The organism is Pelomonas sp. V22 (assembly GCF_030014915.1).
Lineage (GTDB): Bacteria > Pseudomonadota > Gammaproteobacteria > Burkholderiales > Burkholderiaceae_C > JAUASW01.
This window is the reverse complement of the sequence record NZ_JAGIXS010000002.1, coordinates 353143-377548: the sequence shown is the minus strand read 5'-3', so window position 1 is coordinate 377548 and position 24406 is coordinate 353143. Positions and strand designations below refer to the sequence as shown.

Below are 24406 nucleotides of genomic sequence, written 5' to 3'. Positions count from 1 at the left end.
GCCGGTGGACGGGTACGGCGAGAATCCGCGCATGCAGAACGAAACTGAGAACCGCCCTGAGGGGTTCGTCCGCGTCAGTCAGGCCTTGAGCGGCAAGGGCCATCCCCATGCGCCGCTGTGGCTGGAGGTCGCGGCCCGCACCTCTCAGGAAGCCGCTGACGCGCTCGGCGTGAGCCTGGGCCAGATTGCCAAGTCAGTGGTCTTCAAGCGGAAGTCGGACGATGCCGCGGTACTGGTGATCACCTCGGGCGACCAGCGTGTGGACGAGGCCAAGCTGAAGAGCCACACCGGCCCCCTGGGCCGCGCCGACGCGGACTACGTCAAGGCACGCACCGGTTTCTCCATCGGCGGTGTCTCGCCACTCGGGTTTGCGCCCGTCGATGGTCATGCGGCGCCCCTGCTCTTTGTGGACCGCGAGCTGTTCCGCTTCGACACCATCTGGGCCGCCGCCGGCCATCCGAACGGTGTCTTCAAGATGACGCCGGCCGAGCTGGAGCAACTCACCGGCGCCCCGGTGATCGACGTCGTGCAGGTGAGCGAATGATGAAGCCCTGCCCACCGCCCGTGGCGATCGGGGTCGCCTCGCCCTGCATCAACATCTGCCGCATGCATGGGCCCACCGGCCTGTGCGAGGGCTGCGCCCGCACCATCGACGAGATCGCCGCCTGGTCGCGGATGGCAGACGAAGGCAAGCGCGCCGTCTGGGCGCTGCTGCCGGCGCGCCGCGAGCGCCTGATTGACCAAGGCGTGTTCACCGCCGCCACCGACGAGGACATGCCATGAAGACCCTGCGTTTCTATTTCGACCCGATCTCGCCCTATGCCGCCTTGGCTTTCGAGCACCTGCCCGAGGCGCTGGCCGACTGCGGCAGCTACCAGGTGGAGTACGTGCCCATCCTGTTTGCCGGTCTCCTGATGGCCCATGGCCAGAAGGGCCCGGCCGAGATCGAGAGCAAGCGCCGCTGGACCTTCCGCCAGATCGCCTGGCAAGCCCACAAGCTCGGCATCCCCATGCAGACGCCGGCCCAGCATCCGTTCAACCCGCTGCCGCTCCTGCGCCTGGCCTGGGCCTGCGGGGCGCCGGGCAGCACGCCCAACCGCCATCAGGTCGAGACCATCCTGCGCCATGTCTGGCGCGGCGAGGGCGCCAATGCGGTTGATCCGCAGCGCCTGGCAAAGCTGACGCAAGACCTGACCCCGCAGCAGGATCCGGCCAGCGAGGCGATCAAGGTGCAGCTGCGTGAAGCCACCGAAGCGGCCCTCCTGAAAGGCGTGTTCGGCGTGCCCACCATCGAGCTGGACGGCCGGCTGTTCTGGGGCCTCGATTCGCTGGAGATGGTGGCTGCCGCCCTGCGCGGCGATGCCTGGTTCGAAGGACCCGATTGGGAGGCTGCGGGAGCAGCGCGCCCGGGCATCCAACGTCATTGATCTGAAGAGAAACGGGCGCCTGGGACAAACCCGCGCCCGGCACTATTTCTCACATTGAGAAACAAAACCCTAGGGTTGCTGCGGAGTTTGTCAGCCAGCGTTCAGCTGCGTGTCAGAGATCGGTCAGAGCCGGCGCCCATCATCGCGCCGTGGAATCACCGGGCGGTGGTTCACCTACAAAAGCTTCACCGGAGACAAACATGGCAACTGCAGCTGCGGTTTCCACCAACACGCCGATGACCGCCGAGGAAAAGAAGGTCATCTTCGCCTCCTCGTTGGGCACCGTGTTCGAGTGGTACGACTTCTATCTGTACGGTTCGCTGGCACCGATCATCGCCAAGCAGTTCTTCACGGCCCTGGATCCCCAGGCCGCCTTCATCGCCTCGCTGCTGGCTTTTGCCGCCGGCTTCATCGTGCGCCCCTTCGGCGCGCTGGTGTTCGGCCGCCTCGGCGACATGATCGGCCGCAAGTACACCTTCCTGGTGACCATCCTGATCATGGGCCTGTCGACCTTCATCGTCGGCTGCCTGCCCAATTACGCGACCATAGGCGCGGCCGCGCCGGTCATCCTGATCGGCCTGCGCATGCTGCAGGGCCTGGCCCTCGGCGGTGAGTACGGCGGTGCCGCCACCTATGTGGCCGAGCATGCGCCGCACGGCAAGCGCGGCGCCTACACCTCCTGGATTCAGACCACGGCCACGCTGGGCCTGTTCCTGTCGCTGATGGTCATCCTCGGTACCCGCGAGTACCTGGGCGCCAACGAGGCGACCTGGGGCAAGGGCGCCTTCGAAGCCTGGGGCTGGCGCGTGCCGTTCCTGGTCTCCGTGCTGCTGCTCGGCATCAGCGTGTGGATCCGCCTGTCGATGAACGAGTCGCCCGCCTTCAAGAAGATGAAGTCGGAAGGCAAGACCTCCAAGGCTCCGCTGTCCGAGTCTTTCGGCCAGTGGAAGAACCTGAAGATCGTGATCCTGGCGCTGATCGGCCTGACCGCCGGCCAGGCCGTGGTCTGGTATTCGGGCCAGTTCTACGCGCTGTTCTTCATCGCCAACGTGCTGAAGGTCGAGGCCTCGACGGCCAACATCCTGGTCGCCGTTTCGCTGATCATCGGCACGCCGTTCTTCGTGATCTTCGGGACGCTGTCCGACAAGATCGGCCGCAAGCCCATCATCATGGGCGGCCTGCTGCTGGCCATCGTCACCTATTTCCCGATCTTCAAGGCGCTGACCGAAGCGGCCAACCCCAAGCTCGCCGCCGCTCAGGCCACGGCCGAGATCGTGGTGACCGTGGACCCCAAGCAATGCTCCTTCCAGGGCAGCCCGATCTCGCGTGACGTGGACTTCACCTCGCCCTGCGACATCGCCAAGCGCTCGCTGGCCCAGGCTTCGGCCAGCTACAAGACGGTGGAACTGGCCGGTGCCCCGGGCACGGTGAAGATTGGCGACAAGGAAATCGCTGCTCCCACCGCCACCACCATCGCCGGCGGCAACAAGTTCTCGGAAGACAGCGCCAAGGCCATCGCCGCCTTCAAGAAGGACGTGGGCGAGGCCATGAAGGCTGCCGGCTATCCGGCCAAGGCCGACCCGATTCCGTTCGGCTCGGCGGCTTGGTGGAAGATCGTGGCACTGCTGAGCATCCTGGTCATCTACGTGACCATGGTCTACGGCCCGATCGCCGCCATGCTGGTGGAGCTGTTCCCGACCCGCATCCGCTACACCTCGATGAGCCTGCCGTACCACATCGGCAATGGCTGGTTCGGTGGCCTGATGCCCACGATCGCCTTCGCGATGGTGGCCCAGAACGGCAACATCTATCACGGCCTCTGGTACCCGATCACGATCGCCGCCATCACCCTGGTGATCGGCACGCTGTTCGTCAAGGAAACCAAGGACGTGGATATTTACGCTGGTGACTGAGTCCGGACATCGTTGAGTCCACTGCGGACTTGACGATGCCTGACCAGGGCCCGGGTGCTTGCAAGCGCCTGGGCTGAACGCAAACAGATCTGACGAAGTTTGAGGCGGCCTGCGGGCCGCCTCTTTTTTTCCTGGGCTGCCCGCTAAGTTCGGTGTCAGCCAGGCGTCGCAAAATGCCGTAACTTTTCTTGATCTTCGAAGGGGTTGATTGCCATGTGGAAGCTGCTTGTTGGTTTCGTCGTCTTTGCTGCCCTCGCCTTGTTCATCCTGTCGCGCGGCGGCGATATCGACATGGGCGGTGAGAAGCATGACGTGGCTGCTGGCCATGCTGAACCGGCTGCCTCGGCCGCTTCGGCCGCAGCCTCAGCCCCCGAGGCTGCAGCCAGCGCCGCCGCCTCGGCTGCGTCGAACTGAGGACGCATAGCGCACACACTATCGATATAGTGGAGCGCCTGGGCCCAGCCGCCACCTGACGCAGATTCGGGGGCGACATCCCTCGGGTCCGTGAAGGGGAGCTCCACATGTTGCTAGATGCCTTGTTCGCGCGCGTGCCCAGCGTGCGAGCCCGTCTTTTTCTGCTCACCGCCATCCTCAGCCTGCTGATGGCGGTCCTGGCTCTCTACAGCTTGCGCTTGCTGCAGAGCTCCAACGAAGCCTTGCGCACGGTCTATGACGACCGTGTCGTGCCGCTGCAGCAGCTCAAAGCCGCCTCCGACCTCTACGCGGTCAACATCGTCGACACCACGCACAAGCTGCGCATGAAGCAGCTCACGCCGGAGCAGGCCCGCGGCCTCATCGATGCAGCCGGCAGCCAGGTCGGCCAGGTCTGGCGGGCCTACACCGCGACCTACCTGGTGGCCGAGGAGAAAGTCCTGGTGGCCGAGGTCCAGCCGCTGATGACGGCGGCCGAGCTGCTGCGCCAGGACCTGCTCCTTGCGCTCGGCAACGAAGCCCAGCTTGAGCGCCTGGCTCGCGAGCGGCTCTACCAGACCATAGACCCGCTGACCGACAAGCTCGGCGCCTTGGTCGACCTGCAGCTCAATGTGGCCAAGCAGGAGTACGAGAGCGGCCTGCAGCGTTATGCCGAGGCGCGCCTGGCCACCTGGCTGGGCCTGCTCGCCGCCATCGGCCTGGGCCTGGCCGTGGCCCTCCTGATCACCGGCCGCATCATGCGTTCACTCGGTGCCGAGCCCAGCGCCGTGCGCGACATCGCCGAGGGCATTGCCGGTGGCGCCCTGAACCAGCGCGTGGTGCTGCGTCAGGGCGACCAGAGCAGCGTGATGGCCTTCATGGGCAGCATGCAGCGCGGCCTGGCCGGCCTGGTCGGCGAGGTGCGCGCCAATGTGGACGAACTCAATGCGGCCTCGGGTCAGATCGCCCAGGGCAACCTCGACCTTTCGGGCCGCACCGAGGAGACCGCCGCCACCACGCAGCGCGCCAGCGCCCGGCTCGATGAGGTGATGCAGCGCCTGCGTTCGCGCATCGGCCATGCGGCCGACGCGCGCGGTCTCGCCGACAGCGCGCGCGAAGTGGCCCGCCAGGCGGGCGGCCAGATGGCCGAGGTGATCACGGCCATGCATGGCATCGACGATTCGGCGCGCCGCATCGTCGACATCATTGCCACCATCGACGGCATCGCTTTCCAGACCAACATCCTCGCGCTCAATGCGGCGGTCGAGGCGGCGCGGGCCGGGGAGTCGGGGCGTGGTTTCGCCGTCGTGGCCTCGGAGGTGCGGGCCCTGGCACAGCGCTCGGCCACGGCCGCGCGCGAGATCAAGAGCCTGATCGCCGACGCCACCGAGCGCACCGCCGGCGGCTCGCAGCAGGTCGATGCCACCGGCCAGACGCTCCAGCAGATGGTCAGCGAGATCGAGCACCTGGGCGCCCTGATGCTGAGCCTCGATGAAAGCTCGGGCCGTGACAACGAAGACATCTCGGAGCTGCAACTGCAGGTGCGCGAGCTGGACCGCGTGGCCCAGCAGAACGCTGCCTTGGTCGAAGAGATGGCCGCCTCCAGCGAGCAGCTGAAAGACCAGGCCGGGCGCCTCGCCCTGGCCGTGCAGGTCTTCAGCGTCTGAGCGAAGGCCTACCTACTTGAGCTGGGCGCCGGTCGAGTCGTAGACGCTCACCGTCACCGGGATGCCGGCGGCCACGCTGCGGGTCACGGTGCAGTAATCCTCGAACGAGGCCAGCACCCGGTCCAGGTGCTGCAGCGAGGCAGCCGGCACGCCGAGACGCAGCTCGGCCTGGATGCCGAGCACACGCACGCGGTTCTCGGGGTTGCGCCCGACCTCGGCCGTGATGCGCGAGCTCAGCGGCTCGGGCGATTGCTTGTACTTGCGCAGCGCAAACAGCAGCGAGTTGGACATGCAATTCCCCACCGCCGCAGCGAGCAGCTGCACCGGCGAAGGCCCGCCGCCCTGGCCGAGCGGCGGCGGTTCATCGGCCAGCAGCGGCGCCACGCCGTTGCCGAATTCGGCCTGGAACTGGTAGTCCTGCTGCTGGCGCAGCTCGATGCTGACGGTGGATTCGCTCATCGCGTTTGTCCTTCCTGTGTTCAAGAGTCTTTCGGGCCGAGCGCTGGGCCGCTCCCGAGCCGGCCCGGGTTGGCGACATGCTTGCCGGTCGAGCCGGCAAGTGTCGCCGTCCCCTCGGGGGACCGACCGAGGTAGTCCTCGGGCGAGGGGCTTCAGTTGCCGGCCTTGAAGCCGATTCGGCGCAGTATCGTCTCCATCAGGCACCAGCGGCTGACGCCGCTCTGCAGCAGATTCACGCCGACGAAGGCAGTGAACGCCAGCCACCATGGGCTGACGAAGATCGGGCTGCCGGGGATGCCGAGGGCCAGCGAGACGAGGATGAAGCTGCCGGCGATCACACGCACGAGTTGCCATGAGGTCATTGAAGTTCTCCTTGGGTTGATTGAAGCAGTTCGGTGCGATGCCGGTAGGCCGTGTAGTACAGGGTCGGAATCACCACCAGGGTCAGCACGGTCGAGACCAGGATGCCGAAGATCAGCGAGATCGCGAGCCCGTTGAAGATCGGGTCGTCGAGGATGAAGAAGGCGCCCATCATGGCGGCCAGGCCGGTCAGCAAAATGGGCTGGGCGCGCGTGATGGCGGAGCTGACGATGGCCTCTTCGAATCCCATGCCGGCGCGCAGCTGCAGCTTGATGAAGTCCACCAGCAGGATGGAGTTGCGCACGATGATGCCGGCCAGCGCGATCATGCCGATCATCGAGGTGGCGGTGAACTGCGCGCCCAGCAGCGCATGGCCCGGCATCACGCCGATCACGGTCAGCGGTATCGGCGCCATGATGATCAGCGGCGTGAGGTAGGAGCCGAACTGCGCCACCACCAGCAGGTAGATCAGCACCAGGCCCACGGCATAGGCCAGGCCCATGTCGCGGAAGGTCTCAAAGGTGATCTGCCATTCACCGTCCCACTTGACCGCATAGCTGCGCAGCGCGTCATCGGGCTGGCGGATGAAACGCTCGTCCAGCACGCCGCCGTCGGGGATGCGCAGTTCGGCCAGCTGCTTGCGCATGCCGAACATGCCGTAGAGCGGGCTGTCCACGGCGCCGGCCATGTCGGCCGTCACGTAGTTCACCGGCAGCAGGTCCTTGTGGTGGATGGGCTGCTCGCGCAGCGAATCGCTGGGCCTCACCAGCTCGCGCACCGGCACCAGCTTGCCGGCAGCCGTGCGCACGCCGAGGGAGAGCAGGCTGTCCAGGTCGCCCTGCGCCTCGGGCGGCAGCTGGATCACGGCGGCGGCCGGGTACTTGCTCTGGTCGTGCAGGTAGGTCGCCGCGCTGCCCGAGAGCCCGGTGCGCAGCGTGGCCACGATGGCCTGCTGCGAGACGCCCAGCAGCGCGGCCTTGGGGCGGTCCACCAGCAGCAGCTGGCGCGGCGCGGCGGCGATGCTGGAGTCGTCGATGTCCACCAGGCCGGCAGTCTTGGCGAAGAGCGCGCGCAGCTGCTTGGCCACTTGCTGGCGGCCTTCGGCCTCGGGGCCGTAGACCTCGGCGACGATGGGCGAAAGCACCGGCGGGCCCGGCGGCACTTCCACCACCTTGACGTTGGCGCCATGGCGCTGGGCGATGGCCTTCAGCTGCTGGCGCACACGCGTGGCAATCGCATGGCTCTTGTCCTTGCGCTCATGCTTGTCCACGAGGTTGACCTGCAGGTCGCCTTGCTCGGGCAGGCTGCGCAGGTAGTACTGGCGCACCAGGCCGTTGAAGTTGATCGGCGCGGCCGTGCCGGCATAGGCTTGGTAGTTCAGCACCTCGGGCACGGTGGCCAGCTCGGCGCCCAGCTCGTGCAGCACGGCGGCGGTCTTCTCCAGTGGCGTGCCGGCCGGCATGTCGACCACGACCTGGAACTCCGACTTGTTGTCGAAGGGCAGCATCTTGAGCATCACGAGACCCGCCGCCGGCAGGGCCAGCGAGACGGCAATCAGGGCAGCTATACCGAGGCCCAGCAGCTTGCGATTGCGGCCGCCGGCCTGGGCGTCAAGCAGCGGCGTGAAGACGCGGCGGAACAGCGGCGCGAGCTTGGCCGAGAGGCCGTGCAGGGCCTCGGGGTCATGGTCGCTGCCGGCCGGCAGGGCCTTCATCCACAAGCGGGCCAGCCAGGGCGTGACCACGAAGGCGATGGCCAGCGACAACAGCATGCCCATCGAGGCATTGATCGGGATGGGGCTCATGTAGGGGCCCATCAGGCCGCTGACGAAGGCCATGGGCAGCAGGGCCGCGATCACGGTCAGCGTGGCCAGGATGGTGGGGCCGCCGACCTCGTCCACCGCGCCGGGGATCAGCTTCCACAGCGGCTCGCCCGGATGGAGCTGCTGATGGCGATGGATGTTCTCCACGACCACGATGGCGTCGTCCACCAGGATGCCAATCGAGAAGATCAGTGCGAACAGCGAGACCCGGTTCAGGGTGAAGCCCCAGGCCCAGGACGCGAACAGGGTGACGGTCAGCGTCAAGAGCACGGCCAAGCCCACGATGGCGGCCTCGCGGCGGCCGAGGGCGAGGAAGACCAGGGCCACAACCGAGGCGGTGGCGAACAGCAGCTTCTGGATCAGCTTGCCGGCCTTGTCATTGGCCGTGGCGCCGTAGTTGCGCGTCTCCTCGACGCTGATGCCGTCCGGGATCACCGTGTTGTGCAGCTGGGCCACGCGCTTCATCACGTTCTCGGCCACATCAATCGCGTTCTCGCCGGCCTTCTTGGTGATGGCGATGGAGACGGCCGGGTACTCGCGGCCCTTCTCGCCATGCCAGACATAGCGGGCCGGCGTCGGTGCGCCATCCTCGACGCGGGCCACCTCGCGCAGGTGGACCGGGCGACCGGCACGCACGCCGACCACCAGCTCCTCCACGTCGCGAGCCGAGGCCAGGAAGGGGCCTGCCTCCAGCTGCACCGCCCGGTTGCCGGCCAGCAGCTCGCCGAGCGGCAGGCCGGCATTGGCCGATTGCAGCGCCTGGTTCAGTTCCAGCACCGTGAGGCCGCTGGCATTGAGCCGTTCGGCGTCCACCAGCACGCGCAGCTGCCGGCCGGGGCCGCCGAGCGTCGTCACCTCGCGGGTGCCCTTCACGCGCTTGAGCTCCAGCTCCAGACTGTGCGCCACGCGCTCCAGGTCGTAGGCACCAGCACCGCCCTTGCGGTCGAACAAGGTGAGCGTGACGATGGGCACATCGTCGATGCCCTTGGGCTTGATCAGCGGGGCGCCCACGCCGAGGCCCTGTGGCAGCCAGTCGGCGTTGGACTGGAGGGTGTCGTGAAGCCGCACCAGCGCCTCGGTGCGTGGCACGCCGACCTTGAACTGCACGGTCAGCACCGCGATGCCAGGCCGCGAGAGCGACATCACATGCTCGACACCGACGATCTGCGCCAGCACCTGCTCGGCCGGGCCGGCCACCATCTGCTCCACGTCCCGCGCACCGGCACCGGGGAAGGGGATCAGCACATTGGCCATGGTCACGTTGATCTGCGGCTCTTCCTCGCGCGGCGTCACCAGCACGGCGAAGACGCCGAGCAGCAGGGCCACGAGGGCCAGCAGCGGCGTGATTTGCGCGCTCTGGAAGAAGGCGGCGATGCGGCCCGAGGCCCCAAGTTGGCGGGTCATGGCGGATCTCACTTCGAAAGGCGGGTCGCGAACTGCGGCTCGGCCACCACGGACTCACCGGCGGACAGGCCACTCAGCACCTCGACCTGCTCGCCCCGGCGCGCGCCCAGGCGCACCTGGCGCAGCAGCGGCCGCCCCTTGGCGTCGAGCACATAGAGCGCATCGAGCTCGGCCCGGCGCACCAGGGCGCTGGCCGGCACGATGAGGGCGCTGCTGGCGCTCGATGCGGCGGTCGTTGCGATGGTCCGGGTTGCCACGCGAGTGGTCACACGCGCGAACTGCCCGGGCACCAGACCGGCGAGCCGGGCCGGCAGGTCCAGGCGCAGTTCCTGGGTCATGGAGCCGGCGTCCACCACAGGCAGCAGCTGGCTGCGCGCCGGCTGGATGGACGCGCCTCCAGCAAGGCCGGGGATCTCTATTTGCCAGGCCGGGTCGGCGGGCAGGGCGGCGGCGGCGCTCTGCGGCAGGGCAGCCGTGACACGCAGCGCCGTGGGGTCGTAGACGGTCAGAAGCGGCCGGCCCGGCATGGCCATGTCGCCGAGCATCACCGAGAGCTCGGAAACGATGCCGTCGTAAGGGCTGCGCACCAGGTACTGGCCGCTCACCGTGCGGGCGGCTGCGGCCTGGGCGATCTGGGCATTCAGCTGGGCGCGCGTGGCCTTGAACTGGGCCTCGGCCTGGTCCAGCGCGGCCTGGCTGATGAAGCCCTTGGCGAACAGCTGCTGCTGGCGCGCGAACTCTCGCTCGGCCAGCTGGAGGCCGGCCTTGGCTGCGGCGGCCTGGGCCTCGCTGGCGCTGGCACCTTGCTCGGCGCTGCGCGCATCAATCTGCAGCAGCAGCTGGCCGGCCCGCACGTGATCGCCGGCCTTGACCTGCAGTTGCACGATGGCGCCCGGCACCTGGGCCGAGAGCACGGTCTGGCGCAGCGCCTCGACGCGGCCTTCGAAGCGAGCGCCCTGCAGCGCCGAGGTGGGGCCGGCCACGAAGCTTTTGAGTGCCGGCTCGGCCGCCGGGCTCGCGCTGGCCAGCAGCAGCCCCAGCATGGCGGCAAGCAGCGGATGCGGGCGGAGAGGGGTCTTGCTCATGTTGTAGGTTCCGGCGTTGAATTGTTGATCTATTATTTAACCAATCATGCAAATAAGCAAGTAAGCAAGATAGAATCACTTCAAGCAAGCCGGCCTCTGGCGCGGCAAAGTGCTCGACCAAATCGCCTGAAAGCGTCCAAAAGCGTTCCATGGAGTCGCCCGCATGCCCAAGAACATGATCAGCCCAGCCGCCGTGATGGAAGAGATGCCGCTGCCGGCACTCGAGAAGGTGGCCGCCTATTTCCAGGCCCTGGCTGAGCCCACGCGCCTGCGTCTCCTGAACCTGCTGCGCGGCGGCGAACGCAATGTTGGCGAGCTGGCCCAGTTGTGCGGCTACACCGCGGCCAATGTGTCTCGCCACCTGAGCCAGCTTCAGCAGCAAGGCCTGGTCGAACGCGAGAGCCGTGGCACCAGCGCCTACTACCGGATCGCCGATGTGGCGGTCTACGAACTCTGCGATCTGGTCTGCGGCCAGATCGCCCGTCAGTCCGAACGCCAGGCCGACGTGCGGGCTGCCTTCATGCCACCGCCGCCGGCCGCTGCCGCCTCCCGATCCAAACGCTGAACTGGGTGTCCACCATGCATGTCCATGACCTGAACCTCGACCCGCCCACCGCCCTGCAACTGCTGGAGCAGGGCCAGACCTGGCTGATCGACGTGCGCGAGCCCCACGAAGTGGCACGTGCCGCCTACGACCACGCGCGCGTGGTGTGTCTGCCGCTCAGCCAGCTGGAGCGCCGCCATGCCGAACTGCCGCGCGACGCCGACCTCGTGATGGCCTGTGCAGCCGGCGGCCGCAGCCAGCAGGCCATGCAGTACCTGCTGCACCAGGGCCATCAGCGTGTGCGCAACCTGGCAGGCGGCATGGGCGCCTGGCGCGCCCATGGCCTGCCGGTGAAGCTGGGCGAATGAAGGTCGAGCAGCGTCTCGTTCTGCAGCGCTGCCTTGCCGACGTGACCCAAGGCGCGCCCCCGGAAGGGCATCACCTGCTGCTCGATGGCCGCGCCATTGGTTGGCTGACGCCCGCCCGGGCCGCGCTGCTTCAGCAGCTCTGGCCGGTGCTGCAAGCCGAAGGCTCGGCCCTGCATTGGCACTCCCTGGGGCGCCCGGCCGAGGCCTTGTCGGATGAGATCGGCGCCATTGCGGAGTCTCTGCGCGCGCGCGGCGCGATCAGCGGCTGGCGCAACGAGCGTTACCGCTGCGAGGCCGATGCCCGCAGTGCCGCGCGTGGCCCTGCCTTGTTCCGGCTCGAGCGCGCAGCCTTCCGCTTCTTCGGCCTGCGCAGCCGCGCGGTGCACTTGAATGGCTGGACGACGGAGGGCCGCCTCGTCTGTGGCCGTCGTGCGCTGAGCAAGGCCACCGACCCCGGCGCGCTGGACAACCTGGCGGCTGGCGGCCTCCCGGCCGACGAGGCCGTGCTGGCCTGCGCGCGGCGTGAGCTGTGGGAGGAGGCGGGGCTTGCCCGCGCGCACAGTCGCCATCTGCAATGGCGCGGCCTGATCCATGCCCGCCGGTTGGAGGCCGAAGGCCTGCACGACGAGTTGCTGCACGTCTACACGCTGCAACTGCCCGCCGGCTTCGAGCCCCGCAATCGCGATGGCGAGGTCAGCGAGTTCCTGCGGCTCTCACCCGAGCAGCTGTGCCAGCGCCTCGCCGAGTTCAGCCCCGATGCGGCGGCCGTGGTCGCGCTGGAGCTGCTATTGCAGGGGCGCTGACGAGGCCTGCTGGCGCGCGAGGGCGTCCAGGGCCAGCAGGTGGTCCTCGATGAAGTCCTTCTCCACGCGTTCGCGCTGCATCAGCTGCACCTGTTCGGCCAGTTGCTGGCGCAGCCGTTCCAGCTCGCCGCGGGCGGCCTGGCCGTCGCGCTCGGCGATCTCGGCGCGCTGGTCGGCATGCCTCAGCATGTTCTTGCAATCGGCCAGCAGCGACTGGCACTGGGCCAGCTGATCCTGCAGCGTCTTGACCTGGCTGCGCTGCTGCAGGCCCTGCTCGGCGCGCGAGCGGCCGGCCTGCCGCTCGGCCTCGTCGGCGCGCTTGCGCGCGGACTCCAGCTCGGTGAGCAGGCGGCGGCGCTGCGTGAGCAGGCGCTCCAGCTCCACCTCCTGCAGGCGGCGCCATTCCTCGTAGCCTTCGGCGCTGACGCCGTCCAGCGATTCGAGCGCGCGCAGCCGGGCAGCGTCGGGCTCGGGCTCGTCGAGTTCGAAGGTCGGCGCCTGAGCCTGGGCTTGTAACGGCTGGCGCTGCCAGGCCACGGCCCGCTCGGCCCGTTCGATCATGCGCATCAGCTCGTGGGCCACGCCCTTGAGCTGCAGGCCGGCTTCGCGCGAATCGGCCAGGGCATGGGCGATGTACTGCTGGCGGCGCAGCTCGTGCGCGTTCATCTTCAGGTAGCCGGCCACGGCAATCACCATGAAGCAGCCGTTGGCGGCCAGCACGCCGACGCTGGCAAGGCTTTCGAGATTCATTGCGTGCTCCCTCAGGTCAGGAAGATGCTGATGCGGCCTTCGCCGATGCCCGGCAGGCGCAGTTCAAAGTCGCTGCGGCCGTTGTTGCGCGCGATCACGGCGGCCAGCTTGTCGAAGGGCTGGCTGCTGAGCTTCGCGGCGTTGAAGGTCGGTATGTCGGTGGCCGTGCGCTTGCGCAGCTGACCGGCCAGGGCCAGCATGAAGCGCTTGGCATGCTCCACATGGGGTTGGCTCGGCTGGCCGCGGGCCAGCGACTTGCGGATCTCGTCCGGCGCATGGCCGGCTGCCATGCCGCCAATCAGGCAGACGGCCGAGGCGTCCAGCAGCCCGAGCGCATAGGCGCCTTTGCGACCGGCGCTGCTGTACAGCGCGACCAGTTGCGGGCATTGCTCGACCCAGGGCGCTTCGTCGAAGCGCTTGTTCAGCTCGTAGCTGCGCGTGCCCAGATGCATGAAGAACAGCTGCTGCAGCTGTGCCACCGACTCGACAGCGGCTGCGCGCGCCGGCCCGGCGGCGGGCGAGGGCGAAGGCGCGGTTCCTGGGGCAGGCGTCGCCTCGCCGCGCAGGCATCGGGCCACGGCATTGCGCAGCATGCGGTCCTCGAAGGGCTTGTGCAGGATGAAGGCCGCGCCATTGCTGCGCGCCTGGCTGAGGCAGTCGGGCGCGGTCTCGGTGGTGACAAAGCCGACCGCCATGTCGGTGTGCCCCATCTGCCGCAAGGCCTGCAGCATCTCGATGCCGCTGACGCCCGGCATGTGCCAGTCTGACAGCACGAGCTCGGGTCGGAAGCTGTCGACCTGGTCCAGCGCCTCGGCACCATTGCTGGCCGTGCGCACCTGGACCGGCTCCATGTCCCCCGATTCAAGAATGCGCCGGATGATGGCCTGGATGGCCCGGCTGTCGTCGACGACGAGCACGCGCCGTGGCGCTGTCTCCGCGCCTGTGTTCTGCACCATGTTCTTTTCGCTCCAGTTCCCGCGGGCTTGTGGCCCAGGGGCTAGTCCAATTCGGAGCTCCCTGACGTCCTGGTGGCCGGCGGCTGCATGGCCGCGCGGTCTCACCGAGCTCAACAATCCTCAACGCCTGCTTTTCTAGTGATGTCGGCCGCTGGTACTGCACGGTCGGGGCGTTGTGGGAGCGGAGTGTGTGGCGAACGCAAGCCCGTGGGGCTAGGGAAAACGGTGCGTTTCGCGCACATGCCGATGTTCCTGGCCGGAAGCGTGCGTTTTGCGCACATCAAAAGCCGGGTCGCCGTTGCTTTGCGACTACGGCTGACGCTGCCAGCGGCCGTCCAGCAGCATCTCGTGCGGGCGGAAGAAGGACTTGTAGGCCATCTTCTGGCTCTCGGCGATCCAGTAGCCCAGGTAGAGGTGCGAAAGGCCCAGCTCCTGGGCCTGGGCGATCTGCCACAGCACGTTGTAAGTGCCGTAGCTGGCTTCGTCCTCGGGGGCGTAGAAGGTGTAGACGGCCGAGAGCCCGTCGCTCAGCACATCGAGGATGGAGACCATCTTCAGCACACCGAGGCCACCGCGCTCGCAAGGCTCGCGGAACTCCACCAGGCGCGAATTGATGCGGCTTTGCAGCAGGAACTGGGTGTACTGGTCCACGCTGTCCTGGTCCATGCCGCCGCCCGAGTGGCGGCCGGCCTGGTAGCGCAGGTAGAGCTCGTAATGCTCGGGCAGGAAGGAGAGCGCCATCACGCGGGCCACCAGGCCCTGGTGGGCCTTCCAGGCGCGGCGCTGGCTGCGCGAGGGGCTGAAGTCGGCCACCGGCAGGCGCAGCGGCACACAGGCGCGGCAGCCGTCGCAATGCGGCCGGTAGGTGAACATGCCGCTGCGCCGGAAGCCCGCCGCCACCAGGCCCGAATAGGCATCGGCATGGATCAAATGGCTGGGCGTGGCCACCTGGGAGCGCGCCAGCCGGCCCGGCAGATAGCTGCAGGGATAGGGCGCGGTGGCATAGAACTGCAGCTGCGCCAGCGGTAGTTCCTTGGGCTTGCTCACGGGTGGTCGGTACGGCGGCTCATGCTGCCCCGATTCTGGCATCGAGCAGGGCCCAGTCGGCCGGGCGGAAACGCCAATCCGCGGGGCTCACCTGGCCCACGCTGCGCGCCAGGTGGGCCTCGAACTCGGCGCGCGGCCGCTCATGGGCTCCGAGCGAAGCCAGGTGGCCGGTGTTCTGCTGGCAGTCGATCCAGCGGATGCCATGGCGGCGGCACAGGCAGACCAGGGCTGCCAGCGCGATCTTGGAGGCATCGGTGCGGCGCATGAACATCGATTCGCCATAGAACATCAGGCCGAGGTTGATGCCGTAGAGGCCACCGACCAGCTCGCCGCCGACCCAGGTCTCGATGCTGTGCAGCACGCCTTCGCCGGCCAGGCGCAAATACGCCGCCTGCATCTCGGGCAGTATCCAGGTGCCGTTCTGGCCTTCACGCGGGCTGCTGGCGCAGGCCGCGAGCACGGCGGGCGTGGCGCTGTCGACGCGGATCTCGCAAGCAGCATCCAGCGCGAAATGCTGCAGCGTCTTGCGCAGCGAACGCGAAAGCTTGAACTCGTCGACCTGCAGCACCATGCGCGGGTCGGTGCTCCACCAGAGGATGGGCTGGCCCTCGCCATACCAGGGGAAGATGCCGCGCGAGTAGGCCAGCTTCAGCCGCTCGGGAGAGAGGTCGCCACCCGCAGCCAGCAGGCCCGGCGCGTCGCTCTCCGGGCCGAGGGCCATCGAGGTGGGAGGGAAGTCGAGGTCGCGCTCGTCCAGCCAGGGAATCATGGGCGCCGATGGTAACGTTCGCACCACCATGACGATCACCCTCTACGGCATTCCCAATTGCGACACGGTCAAGCGCGCCCGCCAGTGGCTGGACGCGGCCGGCCTGGCCTACCAGTTCCATGATTTCAAGAAGGCCGGCGTGCCGGCGCCCGAGCTGCAGCGCTGGCTGGCCGAGCTCGGCTGGGAGAAGGTGATCAACCGCAGCGGCACCAGCTGGCGCAAGCTGGACGACGGGCAGAAGGCCGCCGTGATCGATGCGGCCAGCGCTGCGGCGATTGCCCACGAGCAGCCCAGCGTCATCAAACGGCCGGTCGTGCAATGGGCCGACGGCCGGCTCAGCATCGGCTTCAACGAGGCGCTGTTCGACGCCCACCGCTGAGGCGGCATTCGCCTTGTTGGTGCGTTTTTCGCACCGCGATGCGTCGTTGTGCCTTGCCTTGGTGCGTCTGGTCTCGCGAACCCATGCCCCAAGCTGGGCACCGTTCTTGCTGAGTTGGTGCGTCCGTTCACGCGTGCGGTGCATGAGGCATCGCGGTGGTGGGCGGCTGCAGCGAGAGCCCCCATGGAGAACTTCAAGCACAGCGCCGACGCGCTGTTCATCCTGCTCGGCGCCATCATGGTGCTGGCCATGCATGCCGGATTCGCCTTCCTCGAACTGGGCACGGTGCGCAAGAAGAACCAGGTCAATGCCCTGGTCAAGATCCTGGTGGACTTCGCGGTCTCCACGGTCGCCTACTTCCTGTGCGGCTACACCGTGGCCTACGGCGTGCACTTCTTTACCGGTGCCGAAGCGCTGGCCGCGAGGAACGGCTACGAGCTGGTCAAGTTCTTCTTCCTGCTGACCTTCGCGGCGGCCATCCCGGCCATCGTGTCAGGTGGCATCGCCGAGCGGGCCCGCTTCGGCCCGCAGCTGATGGCCACGGCCGTCATCGTCGGCCTGATCTACCCGCTGTTCGAAGGCGTGGCCTGGAACCAGGCCTTCGGCATCCAGCCCTGGCTGAAGGCGACGTTCGGCGCCGAGTTCCACGACTTCGCCGGCTCGGTGGTCGTGCATGCGGTGGGCGGCTGGATCGGCCTTGCGGCCGTGCTGCTGCTCGGCCCGCGCGCCAACCGCTATCGCAAGGACGGCGCTATCAGCGCCCATCCGCCGTCCAGCATTCCCTTCCTGGCACTCGGTGCCTGGGTGCTGGCCGTGGGCTGGTTTGGCTTCAACGTGATGAGCGCGCAGACGCTGGACAAGATCTCCGGCCTGGTGGCCGTCAACTCGCTGATGGCCATGGTGGGCGGCACGCTGTCGGCCGTGCTGATGGGGCGCAATGACCCGGGCTTTGCCTACAACGGCCCGCTGGCCGGCCTGGTGGCCGTGTGTGCCGGTTCGGATGTGATGCATCCGCAGGGAGCGCTGGTCGTGGGCGCCGTGGCCGGCGCGATCTTCGTCAAGATGTTCACGCTGACGCAGAACCGCTGGAAGATCGACGACGTGCTGGGCGTCTGGCCGCTGCACGGCCTGTGCGGTGCCTGGGGCGGCATTGCCTGCGGCATCTTCGGCAGCACGGCCGGCGGTGGCATCGGTGGCGTCAGCTTCATGTCGCAGCTGCTGGGCACGCTGCTGGGCGTGGCCTGGGCCCTGGCCGGCGGCTTCGCCGTGTATGGCGCGATCAAGCTCTTCTTCGGCCTGCGGCTCTCGGCCGAGGAGGAGTTCGAGGGCGCCGACCTCAGCATCCACAAGATCGGCTCGACGCCGGATCGCGAGGTCAGCTGGTAAGCTTTGCCGCCCCAGTTTCCAGAGCTTTCGCATCCATGTTCACCGGCATCGTCCAGGGTCTCGCCAGCGTTTCTTCCATCACCGAGCGCCCCGGTCTGCGCAGCTTCACGCTGCAGTTCCCGCCCGGCTTTTGCGAGGGCCTTGAGATCGGCGCCAGCGTCTCGTCCGACGGCGTCTGCCTCACGGTCACGCAGTTGCACGACGGTGACCGTGCCGACTTCGATGTGATGCAGCAGAGCCTGAACCTGACGACCCTGTCCGGCCTGACGCAGGGCAGCCGCCTCAACGTGGAGCGCGCCGCGCGCGACGGCGCCGAGATCGGCGGGCATCCGCTGTCCGGCCATGTGGACTTCATGGCCCGCGTCGAGAGCATCCGCCGGCCCGAGAACAACCATGTGCTGCGCATCGCCGTGCCCGCGCCCTGGATGCGCTACATCTTCGCCAAGGGCTATATCGCGGTGAACGGCGCCAGCCTCACCGTGGCAGAGGCCGGCCGCAACGCCGACGGCTCGGGCTGGTTCGAGGTCTGGCTGATCCCCGAGACGCTGCGGATGACCACCTTCGGCGACAAGGCCGAGGGCGCCGCGCTCAACATCGAGATCGAGCGCCAGACTCAGGTGCTGGTGGACACCGTGCGCGCCACCGTGGAGGAGCGCCTCGGCCCCTTGCTGCCGGCGCTGGAAAAGCTGCTGGCCGAGCAGGGCTTGGGCCTGGGCTGATCCATCCACAGGCTTCAGTCGTTGGCGCGCAGCACGCGGTTCAGGGCCTGCGCATCGACCTCCGGGGCGGCCGCCTGCACCCGCTGCACGAAGTCCTCAATGCCGCGAGCCTGCTCGGCCGCCCGCTTGACCACCACCTTGGCGATGGGCCCGAGCTGGCGGCTCAGGTGCTGGACGGCGCGCTGCCGCAGTTCCTCGCTGAGCGGCTCGCCCTGCGCCGGGTCGAGCAGACGGGTCGGTGAGGCGGGCGACAGCGTGGTCGGCCGGGCCTGCGAGCCGCCGGTCACGGCACTGATGAACTGCGCGCGCTTGGCCGGCGCGTCGATGTGCAAGGCCAGCTCCTGCGCGAGGCTGGAGAGGTCGGGGCAGTGGCGGGCGGCATCACGCACCATCACCTTGGCCATGGGCCCGACATGGCTGGCCAGCGAGCGTTCGATGCGCGAGAGGGCCTGCGAGTCCCAGTAACTCGCATTGCCGACGCTGCTGGCACCGGTGTGCGCCGCCGCCTCGCGCGCGGCCGCGGCCTCGACGCTGCGCCGCCATTCAGCGGCCGGCACGATGGCCGTGGCCTCGTCGCCGCCGAACAGCGCCGTCAGCGCGGCGCGGAACTCGGCCGCCGAGGCAAAGCGCTCGTCGGGCCGCTTGGCCATCGCGCGCTGCAGCAGGCCGTCGTAGGCCAGCTTGCGGTCCAGTTGCTGCTCGTGGATCAGCTGGCTCGCGGCGGGCGGCTGCTCATGCAGGATCTTGAACATCACCTGCTCATGCGTGCCGCTGAAGGCTGCCTTGCCGGTGAGGAGGCGATAGAGCAGCACGCCGGTGGCGAAGAGGTCGGTGCGCTGGTCGATGGCCTCGCCCATGTATTGTTCGGGCGCCATATAGCCCGGCGTGCCTATCAGTGCCACGGCGCGGGTCAGGCCCTGGTTCTCGATGCGGGCGATGCCGAAGTCGCTGAGCTTGACCACGCCGCTCGTGCCGATCAGCAGGTTGGCCGGCTTGATGTCGCGGTGCCAGACGCGCTGGCCATGGGCCGCCTCCAGTGCGGCGAGCAACTGGTCCATGATGTTGAGCACCTGTGGCTCGGGCAGGTGGGGTGTGCCGTGCAGCACATGGTCGAGGCTGCGGCCTTCGACGTATTCCATGGCGATGAAGCTGAAGTCACGCTCCTGGCCGAACTCGTAGATCGCCACCACGCCCGGATGGGCGATGCGCCCCACGGCCTGCGCCTCGTTGCGAAAACGCGCGGCAATGTCCTCGACGGCCGCCGCATCGCCGAGCTGGCTGCGGTGCAGGGTCTTGATCGCCACGGGCCGCTGGATGACGGGATCGAAGGCCTTGTAGACCACGCCCATGGCGCCCTGGCCGAGCAGACCACGGACCTCGTACTTGCCGATTCTCTCGGGCAGGGCCATCGGATCAGGCTTCCAGCATTCTCATTGCATGGGCCAGGCTCTTGCGCATGCGCCCGAAGGACTCGGCCAGCACGGCGATCTCGTCCTTGCCCTTGACCGCGAACTCGGGGGCATCGAGGTCGCCGAGGCTCACCTGGTCGGCGAGTCCCGAGAGCCGGCTGACCGGCTGAATCACCAGCTTCCAGAGCATGAAGTTCAAGGTCGCACCGATCAGCAGGAAGACGCCGGCCAGCACGCCGACCACGACCAGCAAGGCCTGGTCGGCGCGCTGCAGCGGCACGGCCATGGGCACGGAAACGAGCTGTACGCCCAGGGTCTCGTCCAACTTCCAGCCGAAGCCGTTGGAGGGGCCGTAGCGTTCGACCAGCGTCGCGGGCGCGGCATCGGGCGTGCTGTGGCAGGTCAGGCAGGCCGGGTTCGTGATGCGGATCGGCCGGGCGATGTAGAGCGAGGTGCCGCTCGGGGTTTCGCGCTGGCCGATGAACTCCTTCAGCTCGGGCTGGTTCTTGAACTGGGCGATCACGTCGGCCTCCCATTCCACCGCCCGGTCGCGCGGGTTGGTCGGGTTCAGCATCGCCGACTTGAAGCTGTAGGCCGGGTAGGACTTCTGCAGCGCATTGATCACCTCGGTGGCCGAGTAGGCCGGTACCGATTGCGGCAGGAAGCTGTACTTCATCTGCGTCTCGAGCAGCGGCCGGATCTGGTTGGCCGTGTAGCTGCTGACCACGCTGGCCTTTTCCATCAGGAGTCGTGCCCGCTCCGCCACGTCTTCACGGGCGGCGCGCTGCAGGAGGTCTCGCGCCACCAGGGTGGAGCCCGCGAGGCCCAGCAGGAACACGAGCAGGAAGATCAGGTTGAACTTGAGCAGCAGCTTCATGGCGGTCCTTGTCAGTGCTTGGGTGCGGCAGAGGCGTGGCCGAGTATCCGTTCGAGCTCGGGGTACTGGCGCAGCGCGGCGCGGAACTCGCTCTGCTGGGCCAGGGCGCGCCAGCGCGGCAACAGGGCCTGGCGGAGCAGCGGGTCGCTCGCCTCCATCCAGGGCAGCAGATCGGCCGGGGTGAGCTCGCCGCTTCGCTTGGGTTCGCGCTCCTTGCCGGCAAAGCGGGCGGCACGCGCCGGCAGGCTGACCTGGAACTCGCGCGGCAGCTGCCGCAGGAACTCGGGTGCGGGGCGGGCGACGGGCCGGGCTTTCTCGGAGGCGGCAGCAGCCACGAACTCGCCAGGCTTGAGCTTCAAGGGCGGGGCCGAGGCGCGCCGCAACAGCAACTCGCCGGCCTCGGCAAAGGCGCGCTCACCAGCCACGGCGATGACGGCATGGCCGCTGGTGCCGGCATCAAAACCCGACAAGGCCAGCAGGGCCTGGCCCTTGGGCGGCGCATCGAGCTTGGCCCAGCCCTGCAGCAGGTAGGCCAGCGGTTCGCCGGCGAGGCGCGGCAGTATCAAGGCCCGGCTGCCTGGGGCCAGCGCGAGGGCGCTGCCGTCCGAGAATTCGATGCGCAGGAGGCCAGCTTGCGGTGGCAGTTCGATGAGGTCGTCCGCCTGCAGCTTCACGCCCTCGGCGAGCAGGTAGCGGCCGGTGTCGCGCAGCAGCAGGGCGGGGCCGTCGGCAATGGTGACCAGCGGCGGTGCAGCGATGGTCGTGCCCGCGAGCAGCAGGATCAGCAGGGCGACGAGAGCTCGGGCCATCGGCGGATTATGAGCAGGCGCCGGCTGCGAATCGAGTCCACCGTTCAGGCGGCAAGATAGGGAAAAGCCCGCGCTCGGCGGGCTTCTGTTCGGGGCAGATGCCGCTTACTTGCCAGGTGTGTAGATCTGGTCGAACACGCCGCCGTCGTCGAAGTGGGCCTTCTGGGCGGTGCGCCAGCCACCGAACAGCTCGTCGATGGTGAACAACTTCACCGAGGCGAACTGCTTGCCGAACTTGGCTGCCACCTTGGCATCACGCGGGCGGTAGTAGTTCTTGGCGGCGATCTCCTGGCCTTCAGCGCTGTAGAGATAGTCCAGGTAGGCCTGGGCCTGCTTGCGCGTGCCGTGCTTGTCGACGTTCTTGTCGACCACGGCGACCGGCGGTTCGGCCAGGATGGACAGGCTCGGGGTCACGATCTCGAACTTGTCCGGTCCCAGTTCCTTGACCGCCAGGTAGGCCTCGTTCTCCCAGGCGATCAGCACGTCGCCGATCCCGCGCTCCACAAAGGTCGTGGTGGAGCCGCGGGCGCCGGAGTCCAGCACCTTGGTGTTGGCATAGATGCGCTTCACGAAGGCCTTGGCCGAATCGGCATTGCCGCCCGGCTGCTTCAGCGCATAGCCCCAGGCCGCCAGGTAGTTCCAGCGGGCGCCGCCCGAGGTCTTGGGGTTCGGGGTGATCACCTCGACGCCGCTGCGCGCCAGGTCCGGCCAGTTGGTGATGCCCTTGGGGTTGCCCTTGCGCACCAGGAACACGATGGTGGAGGTGTAGGGGCTGGCATTGTTCGGCAGGCGCTTCTGCCAGTCGGCCGGGATCAGCTTGCCGTTGTCGTGCAGGGCGTCGATGTCATAGGCCAGGGCCAGGGTCACGACGTCGGCTTCCAGGCCGTCGATCACCGAGCGGGCCTGCTTGCCGGAGCCGCCATGCGACTGCTTGACCGAAATGTCTTCGCCGGTCTTGGCCTTCCATTGCTTGGCGAAGGCGCTGTTGAAGTCCTGGTAGAGCTCGCGGGTCGGGTCGTAGGAGACGTTGAGCAGGGCGCTGCCGGCATGGGCGGCAGCAGAGAACAGGGCGGTGGCGGCGAGCAGGCCGGCAATCAGGGAACGTTTGGCTTTCATGGTTCTCGTCAGCAGGTTTTGGAAGGAATGAACGGACTGTAGAAATCGTGGTGCGCGGCGTGAACCAAGAAGTTCTGCTTTGCTTATCGATGCACTTTGCTTAGCGGGCTTCGTCCACGGCGCGGCGGTTCAAGGGCGGCGCGAAGGTCTCGATGAAGCGGTAGGCGTAGTCGCGCAGATAGGCGTCGCGGCGCAGGGCCAGGCGGGTCAGGTTGTCGGCGAACAGGTGGCGGGCATCGATGGCATGCAGATGACGGTCGCGCTCCTCGTCGTAGGCGATCGAGGCCACGATGCCGACGCCCAGGCCCAGCTCCACATAGGTCTTGATCACGTCGGCATCCATGGCCGAGAGCACCACCTTCAGCGGCAGGGCAGCTGCGGCAAAGGCAGTGTCGATGTGGGCGCGGCCGGTATAGCCGGTCTCGTAGGTGATCACCGGATAAGCCGAGAGTCGCTCCAGCGTCAGCGGTCCGACCGAGAGTTCATGGCCCAGCGGCAGCACCACACTGTGCGTCCAGCGATAGCAGGGCAGGGCCAGCAGCTCCTCGTGCTGGGCCAGGGCCTCGGTGGCGATGCCGATGTCGGCTTCGCCCTCCAGCAGCAGGCGCGCTACCTGCTGGGGCGAGCCCTGCTGCAATTGAAGCTCCACCTCGGGATGCTGGGCGCGGAAGTCGCGCACCACCGGTGGCAGTGCGTAACGGGCCTGGCTGTGAGTGGCGGCGATGCGCAAGGTGCCGCTGCCAGAGCGCGCGAAGTCGGCACCGGCGCGCCGCAGGTTCTCGGCCTGCAAGAGCAGTTGCTCGACGATGGGCAAGACCTGGCGCCCCGGTTCGGTCAGGCCGGTGAGGCGCTTGCCGCTGCGGTGGAAGATCGCGATGCCGAGCTCCTCCTCGAGTTCGCGGATCTGGCGGCTGACGCCGGGCTGCGAGGTGTGCAGGGCCTCGGCCACATCGGTCAGGTTGAAGCCGCGACGCTGGGTCTCGCGGACGGATCTGAGTTGCTGGAAATTCATCGGGGGCTCGTTGGCTTATTCGTTTTTAATTCTTGCCAACGGCCCCGGACCTGTCCTCCAAGAAAATCTGCTGAGCTCTGCAGTCAGAGGGCGAATTGCCATTCACGAAATTCGGCATGCAGCGGCCTCTGCTCACGCGCGGCACGGGAGCGCGCCGCCTCCACCCAGCGCTTGGCCAGCGGGAAGGGGCCGAAGCCTGATTCGCTGTTGATGTGGCCCACGTCGCCGAGGTTGCTGTAGTTGGCGCCCCAGCGCGTGGCCCAGCGCAGGGCGCTCGCAGCGCTCATCCAGGGGTCGGTCTGGCTGGCGATCACGCTGAGCGAGCGGCCGAGGCGACCATGGGGCAGTGCCTCGGCCAGGCCGAAGCGGTCCGGCTCGGCCGGCGCCACCAAGAGGGCGCTGCGGATTGGCGAATCGGGCTGATCGGCCAGGTGGCGTGCCAGGGCCAGGCAACCGAAGCTGTGGGCCACGGCAACCCATTCCTGATCTTCGCCGGCGTGCTCCAGCGTGCGCTGGATGCGCTCGGACCAGCGCTCCAGGTCGGGCGTGCTGAAGTCGCGCTGCTGCACGCGGCGGGCGTCGCGGTACTGCTGCTGCAGCCAGCTCTGCCAATGGGTGGGGCCGCTGTCGCGCAGGCCCGGAATGATCAACAGGCGGGGCGTCTTCATGATGGCAGCCTCAGAGCGTGGCGATGGAAACCTCGGTCGACTTGACCAGGGCCACCACGTCCTTGCCGGGGACCAGGCCCAGTTCCTTGACCGAGCGGGTGGTGATGACCGAGGTGACGATCAGCCCGGACGGCGTCTGCACGTCGACCTCGGAGACCACCGGCCCCTCGATGATTTCCTTGATCGTGCCGCGGAACTGGTTGCGGACGTTGATGGCGGTGATGCTCATGGCGACTCCTGACTCGC

At 67.9% G+C, this 24406-nt stretch carries 27 protein-coding genes; 12 read left to right on the top strand and 15 right to left on the bottom strand.

All coding sequences use genetic code 11. The annotated features are described in order from the left end of the window. Positions 1–31 precede the first annotated feature (31 nt). The 6 genes from J7U46_RS11075 (at position 32) to J7U46_RS11050 (ending at position 5418) form a co-directional block, all read left to right on the top strand. Entirely contained in the window at positions 32–544 is a 513-nt protein-coding gene (locus J7U46_RS11075) for a YbaK/EbsC family protein (protein ID WP_282825732.1), read from the top strand. Beyond that, a complete protein-coding gene (locus J7U46_RS11070) occupies positions 541–783 on the top strand; it encodes a DUF1289 domain-containing protein (RefSeq protein ID WP_282825730.1) in 243 nt (80 codons plus the stop codon). The genes J7U46_RS11075 and J7U46_RS11070 overlap by 4 nt, the downstream gene beginning before the upstream one ends. Continuing rightward, a complete protein-coding gene (locus J7U46_RS11065; RefSeq protein ID WP_282825728.1) occupies positions 780–1427 on the top strand; it encodes a 2-hydroxychromene-2-carboxylate isomerase in 648 nt (215 codons plus the stop codon). The genes J7U46_RS11070 and J7U46_RS11065 overlap by 4 nt, the downstream gene beginning before the upstream one ends. A gap of 200 nt (positions 1428–1627) precedes the next feature. After that, complete coding sequence (locus J7U46_RS11060) at positions 1628–3340, top strand: MFS transporter (protein ID WP_282825726.1); 1713 nt, start codon at positions 1628–1630, stop codon at positions 3338–3340. A gap of 213 nt (positions 3341–3553) precedes the next feature. Continuing rightward, positions 3554–3754, top strand: a complete 201-nt coding sequence (locus tag J7U46_RS11055) for a hypothetical protein (protein WP_282825724.1) — start codon at positions 3554–3556, stop codon at positions 3752–3754. Positions 3755–3861: 107 nt separating this feature from the next. Continuing rightward, entirely contained in the window at positions 3862–5418 is a 1557-nt protein-coding gene (locus J7U46_RS11050; RefSeq protein WP_282825722.1) for a methyl-accepting chemotaxis protein, read from the top strand. A gap of 12 nt (positions 5419–5430) precedes the next feature. On the opposite strand, the gene J7U46_RS11045 is transcribed toward J7U46_RS11050, so the two are convergent. The 4 genes from J7U46_RS11045 to J7U46_RS11030 all read right to left on the bottom strand — a co-directional run bounded on the left by J7U46_RS11045 (position 5431) and on the right by J7U46_RS11030 (position 10548). Beyond that, a complete protein-coding gene (locus J7U46_RS11045) occupies positions 5431–5877 on the bottom strand; it encodes an OsmC family protein (protein ID WP_282825721.1) in 447 nt (148 codons plus the stop codon). Between the two features lie 152 nt (positions 5878–6029). Next, positions 6030–6239, bottom strand: a complete 210-nt coding sequence (locus J7U46_RS11040; RefSeq protein ID WP_282825719.1) for a DUF2892 domain-containing protein — start codon at positions 6237–6239, stop codon at positions 6030–6032. Then, positions 6236–9463: an efflux RND transporter permease subunit gene (locus J7U46_RS11035; protein WP_282825717.1), complete on the bottom strand. Its 3228-nt coding sequence runs from the start codon at positions 9461–9463 to the stop codon at positions 6236–6238. The genes J7U46_RS11040 and J7U46_RS11035 overlap by 4 nt, the downstream gene beginning before the upstream one ends. A gap of 8 nt (positions 9464–9471) precedes the next feature. Further along, complete coding sequence (locus J7U46_RS11030; protein WP_282825715.1) at positions 9472–10548, bottom strand: efflux RND transporter periplasmic adaptor subunit; 1077 nt, start codon at positions 10546–10548, stop codon at positions 9472–9474. A 196-nt stretch (positions 10549–10744) separates the two neighbouring features. Between J7U46_RS11030 and J7U46_RS11025 the strand changes: the two genes are divergently transcribed. From J7U46_RS11025 to J7U46_RS11015, 3 genes are read left to right on the top strand one after another with little or no spacing between them, the layout of a single operon-like run. Further along, positions 10745–11113 carry a metalloregulator ArsR/SmtB family transcription factor gene (locus J7U46_RS11025; RefSeq protein WP_282826208.1) on the top strand — a complete coding sequence of 123 codons (369 nt, stop codon included), beginning with the start codon at positions 10745–10747 and terminating at the stop codon, positions 11111–11113. 14 nt (positions 11114–11127) lie between these two features. Continuing rightward, the gene (locus J7U46_RS11020; protein WP_282825714.1) at positions 11128–11460 is read left to right on the top strand and encodes a rhodanese-like domain-containing protein; all 333 of its coding nucleotides are present in this window, start codon (positions 11128–11130) and stop codon (positions 11458–11460) included. After that, positions 11457–12263 (top strand): DUF4743 domain-containing protein, encoded by an 807-nt coding sequence (locus J7U46_RS11015; protein WP_282825713.1) that lies wholly within the window; start codon positions 11457–11459, stop codon positions 12261–12263. Before J7U46_RS11020 ends, J7U46_RS11015 begins: the two co-directional genes overlap by 4 nt. On the opposite strand, the gene J7U46_RS11010 is transcribed toward J7U46_RS11015, so the two are convergent. The 4 genes from J7U46_RS11010 to aat form a co-directional block, all read right to left on the bottom strand. Beyond that, complete coding sequence (locus tag J7U46_RS11010) at positions 12246–13013, bottom strand: hypothetical protein (RefSeq protein ID WP_282825712.1); 768 nt, start codon at positions 13011–13013, stop codon at positions 12246–12248. The two genes, J7U46_RS11015 and J7U46_RS11010, sit on opposite strands and share 18 nt — an antisense overlap. An 11-nt stretch (positions 13014–13024) precedes the next feature. Next, positions 13025–13969, bottom strand: a complete 945-nt coding sequence (locus J7U46_RS11005; protein ID WP_282825710.1) for a response regulator — start codon at positions 13967–13969, stop codon at positions 13025–13027. A 309-nt stretch (positions 13970–14278) separates the two neighbouring features. Continuing rightward, positions 14279–15016, bottom strand: a complete 738-nt coding sequence (locus J7U46_RS11000) for an arginyltransferase (protein ID WP_282825709.1) — start codon at positions 15014–15016, stop codon at positions 14279–14281. A gap of 19 nt (positions 15017–15035) precedes the next feature. After that, the gene (aat, locus tag J7U46_RS10995; RefSeq protein ID WP_282825708.1) at positions 15036–15785 is read right to left on the bottom strand and encodes a leucyl/phenylalanyl-tRNA--protein transferase; all 750 of its coding nucleotides are present in this window, start codon (positions 15783–15785) and stop codon (positions 15036–15038) included. A gap of 28 nt (positions 15786–15813) precedes the next feature. Between aat and J7U46_RS10990 the strand changes: the two genes are divergently transcribed. From J7U46_RS10990 to J7U46_RS10980, 3 genes are all read left to right on the top strand, one after another. After that, the gene (locus tag J7U46_RS10990) at positions 15814–16164 is read left to right on the top strand and encodes an ArsC family reductase (RefSeq protein ID WP_282825707.1); all 351 of its coding nucleotides are present in this window, start codon (positions 15814–15816) and stop codon (positions 16162–16164) included. Between the two features lie 183 nt (positions 16165–16347). Then, entirely contained in the window at positions 16348–17550 is a 1203-nt protein-coding gene (locus J7U46_RS10985) for an ammonium transporter (RefSeq protein ID WP_282825705.1), read from the top strand. Between the two features lie 35 nt (positions 17551–17585). Then, on the top strand, positions 17586–18269 hold the full coding sequence (locus tag J7U46_RS10980; RefSeq protein ID WP_282825703.1) for a riboflavin synthase subunit alpha: 684 nt from the start codon (positions 17586–17588) through the stop codon (positions 18267–18269). A 14-nt stretch (positions 18270–18283) separates the two neighbouring features. Here the strand turns inward: J7U46_RS10980 and J7U46_RS10975 are convergent, their stop codons facing one another. The 7 genes from J7U46_RS10975 to J7U46_RS10945 form a co-directional block, all read right to left on the bottom strand. Next, positions 18284–19678: a serine/threonine-protein kinase gene (locus tag J7U46_RS10975; RefSeq protein ID WP_282825701.1), complete on the bottom strand. Its 1395-nt coding sequence runs from the start codon at positions 19676–19678 to the stop codon at positions 18284–18286. Between the two features lie 4 nt (positions 19679–19682). Further along, on the bottom strand, positions 19683–20555 hold the full coding sequence (locus J7U46_RS10970; protein WP_282825699.1) for a DUF3365 domain-containing protein: 873 nt from the start codon (positions 20553–20555) through the stop codon (positions 19683–19685). Between the two features lie 11 nt (positions 20556–20566). Then, complete coding sequence (locus tag J7U46_RS10965) at positions 20567–21364, bottom strand: hypothetical protein (protein ID WP_282825697.1); 798 nt, start codon at positions 21362–21364, stop codon at positions 20567–20569. Between the two features lie 105 nt (positions 21365–21469). Then, entirely contained in the window at positions 21470–22480 is a 1011-nt protein-coding gene (locus J7U46_RS10960; protein ID WP_282825696.1) for a sulfate ABC transporter substrate-binding protein, read from the bottom strand. A 100-nt stretch (positions 22481–22580) separates the two neighbouring features. Beyond that, positions 22581–23492 (bottom strand): CysB family HTH-type transcriptional regulator, encoded by a 912-nt coding sequence (locus tag J7U46_RS10955; protein ID WP_282825694.1) that lies wholly within the window; start codon positions 23490–23492, stop codon positions 22581–22583. Between the two features lie 83 nt (positions 23493–23575). Beyond that, a complete protein-coding gene (locus J7U46_RS10950) occupies positions 23576–24160 on the bottom strand; it encodes an alpha/beta hydrolase (RefSeq protein WP_282825692.1) in 585 nt (194 codons plus the stop codon). A 10-nt stretch (positions 24161–24170) separates the two neighbouring features. Next, positions 24171–24389 (bottom strand): molybdopterin-binding protein, encoded by a 219-nt coding sequence (locus J7U46_RS10945; RefSeq protein ID WP_282825690.1) that lies wholly within the window; start codon positions 24387–24389, stop codon positions 24171–24173. Positions 24390–24406: the final 17 nt, after the last annotated feature.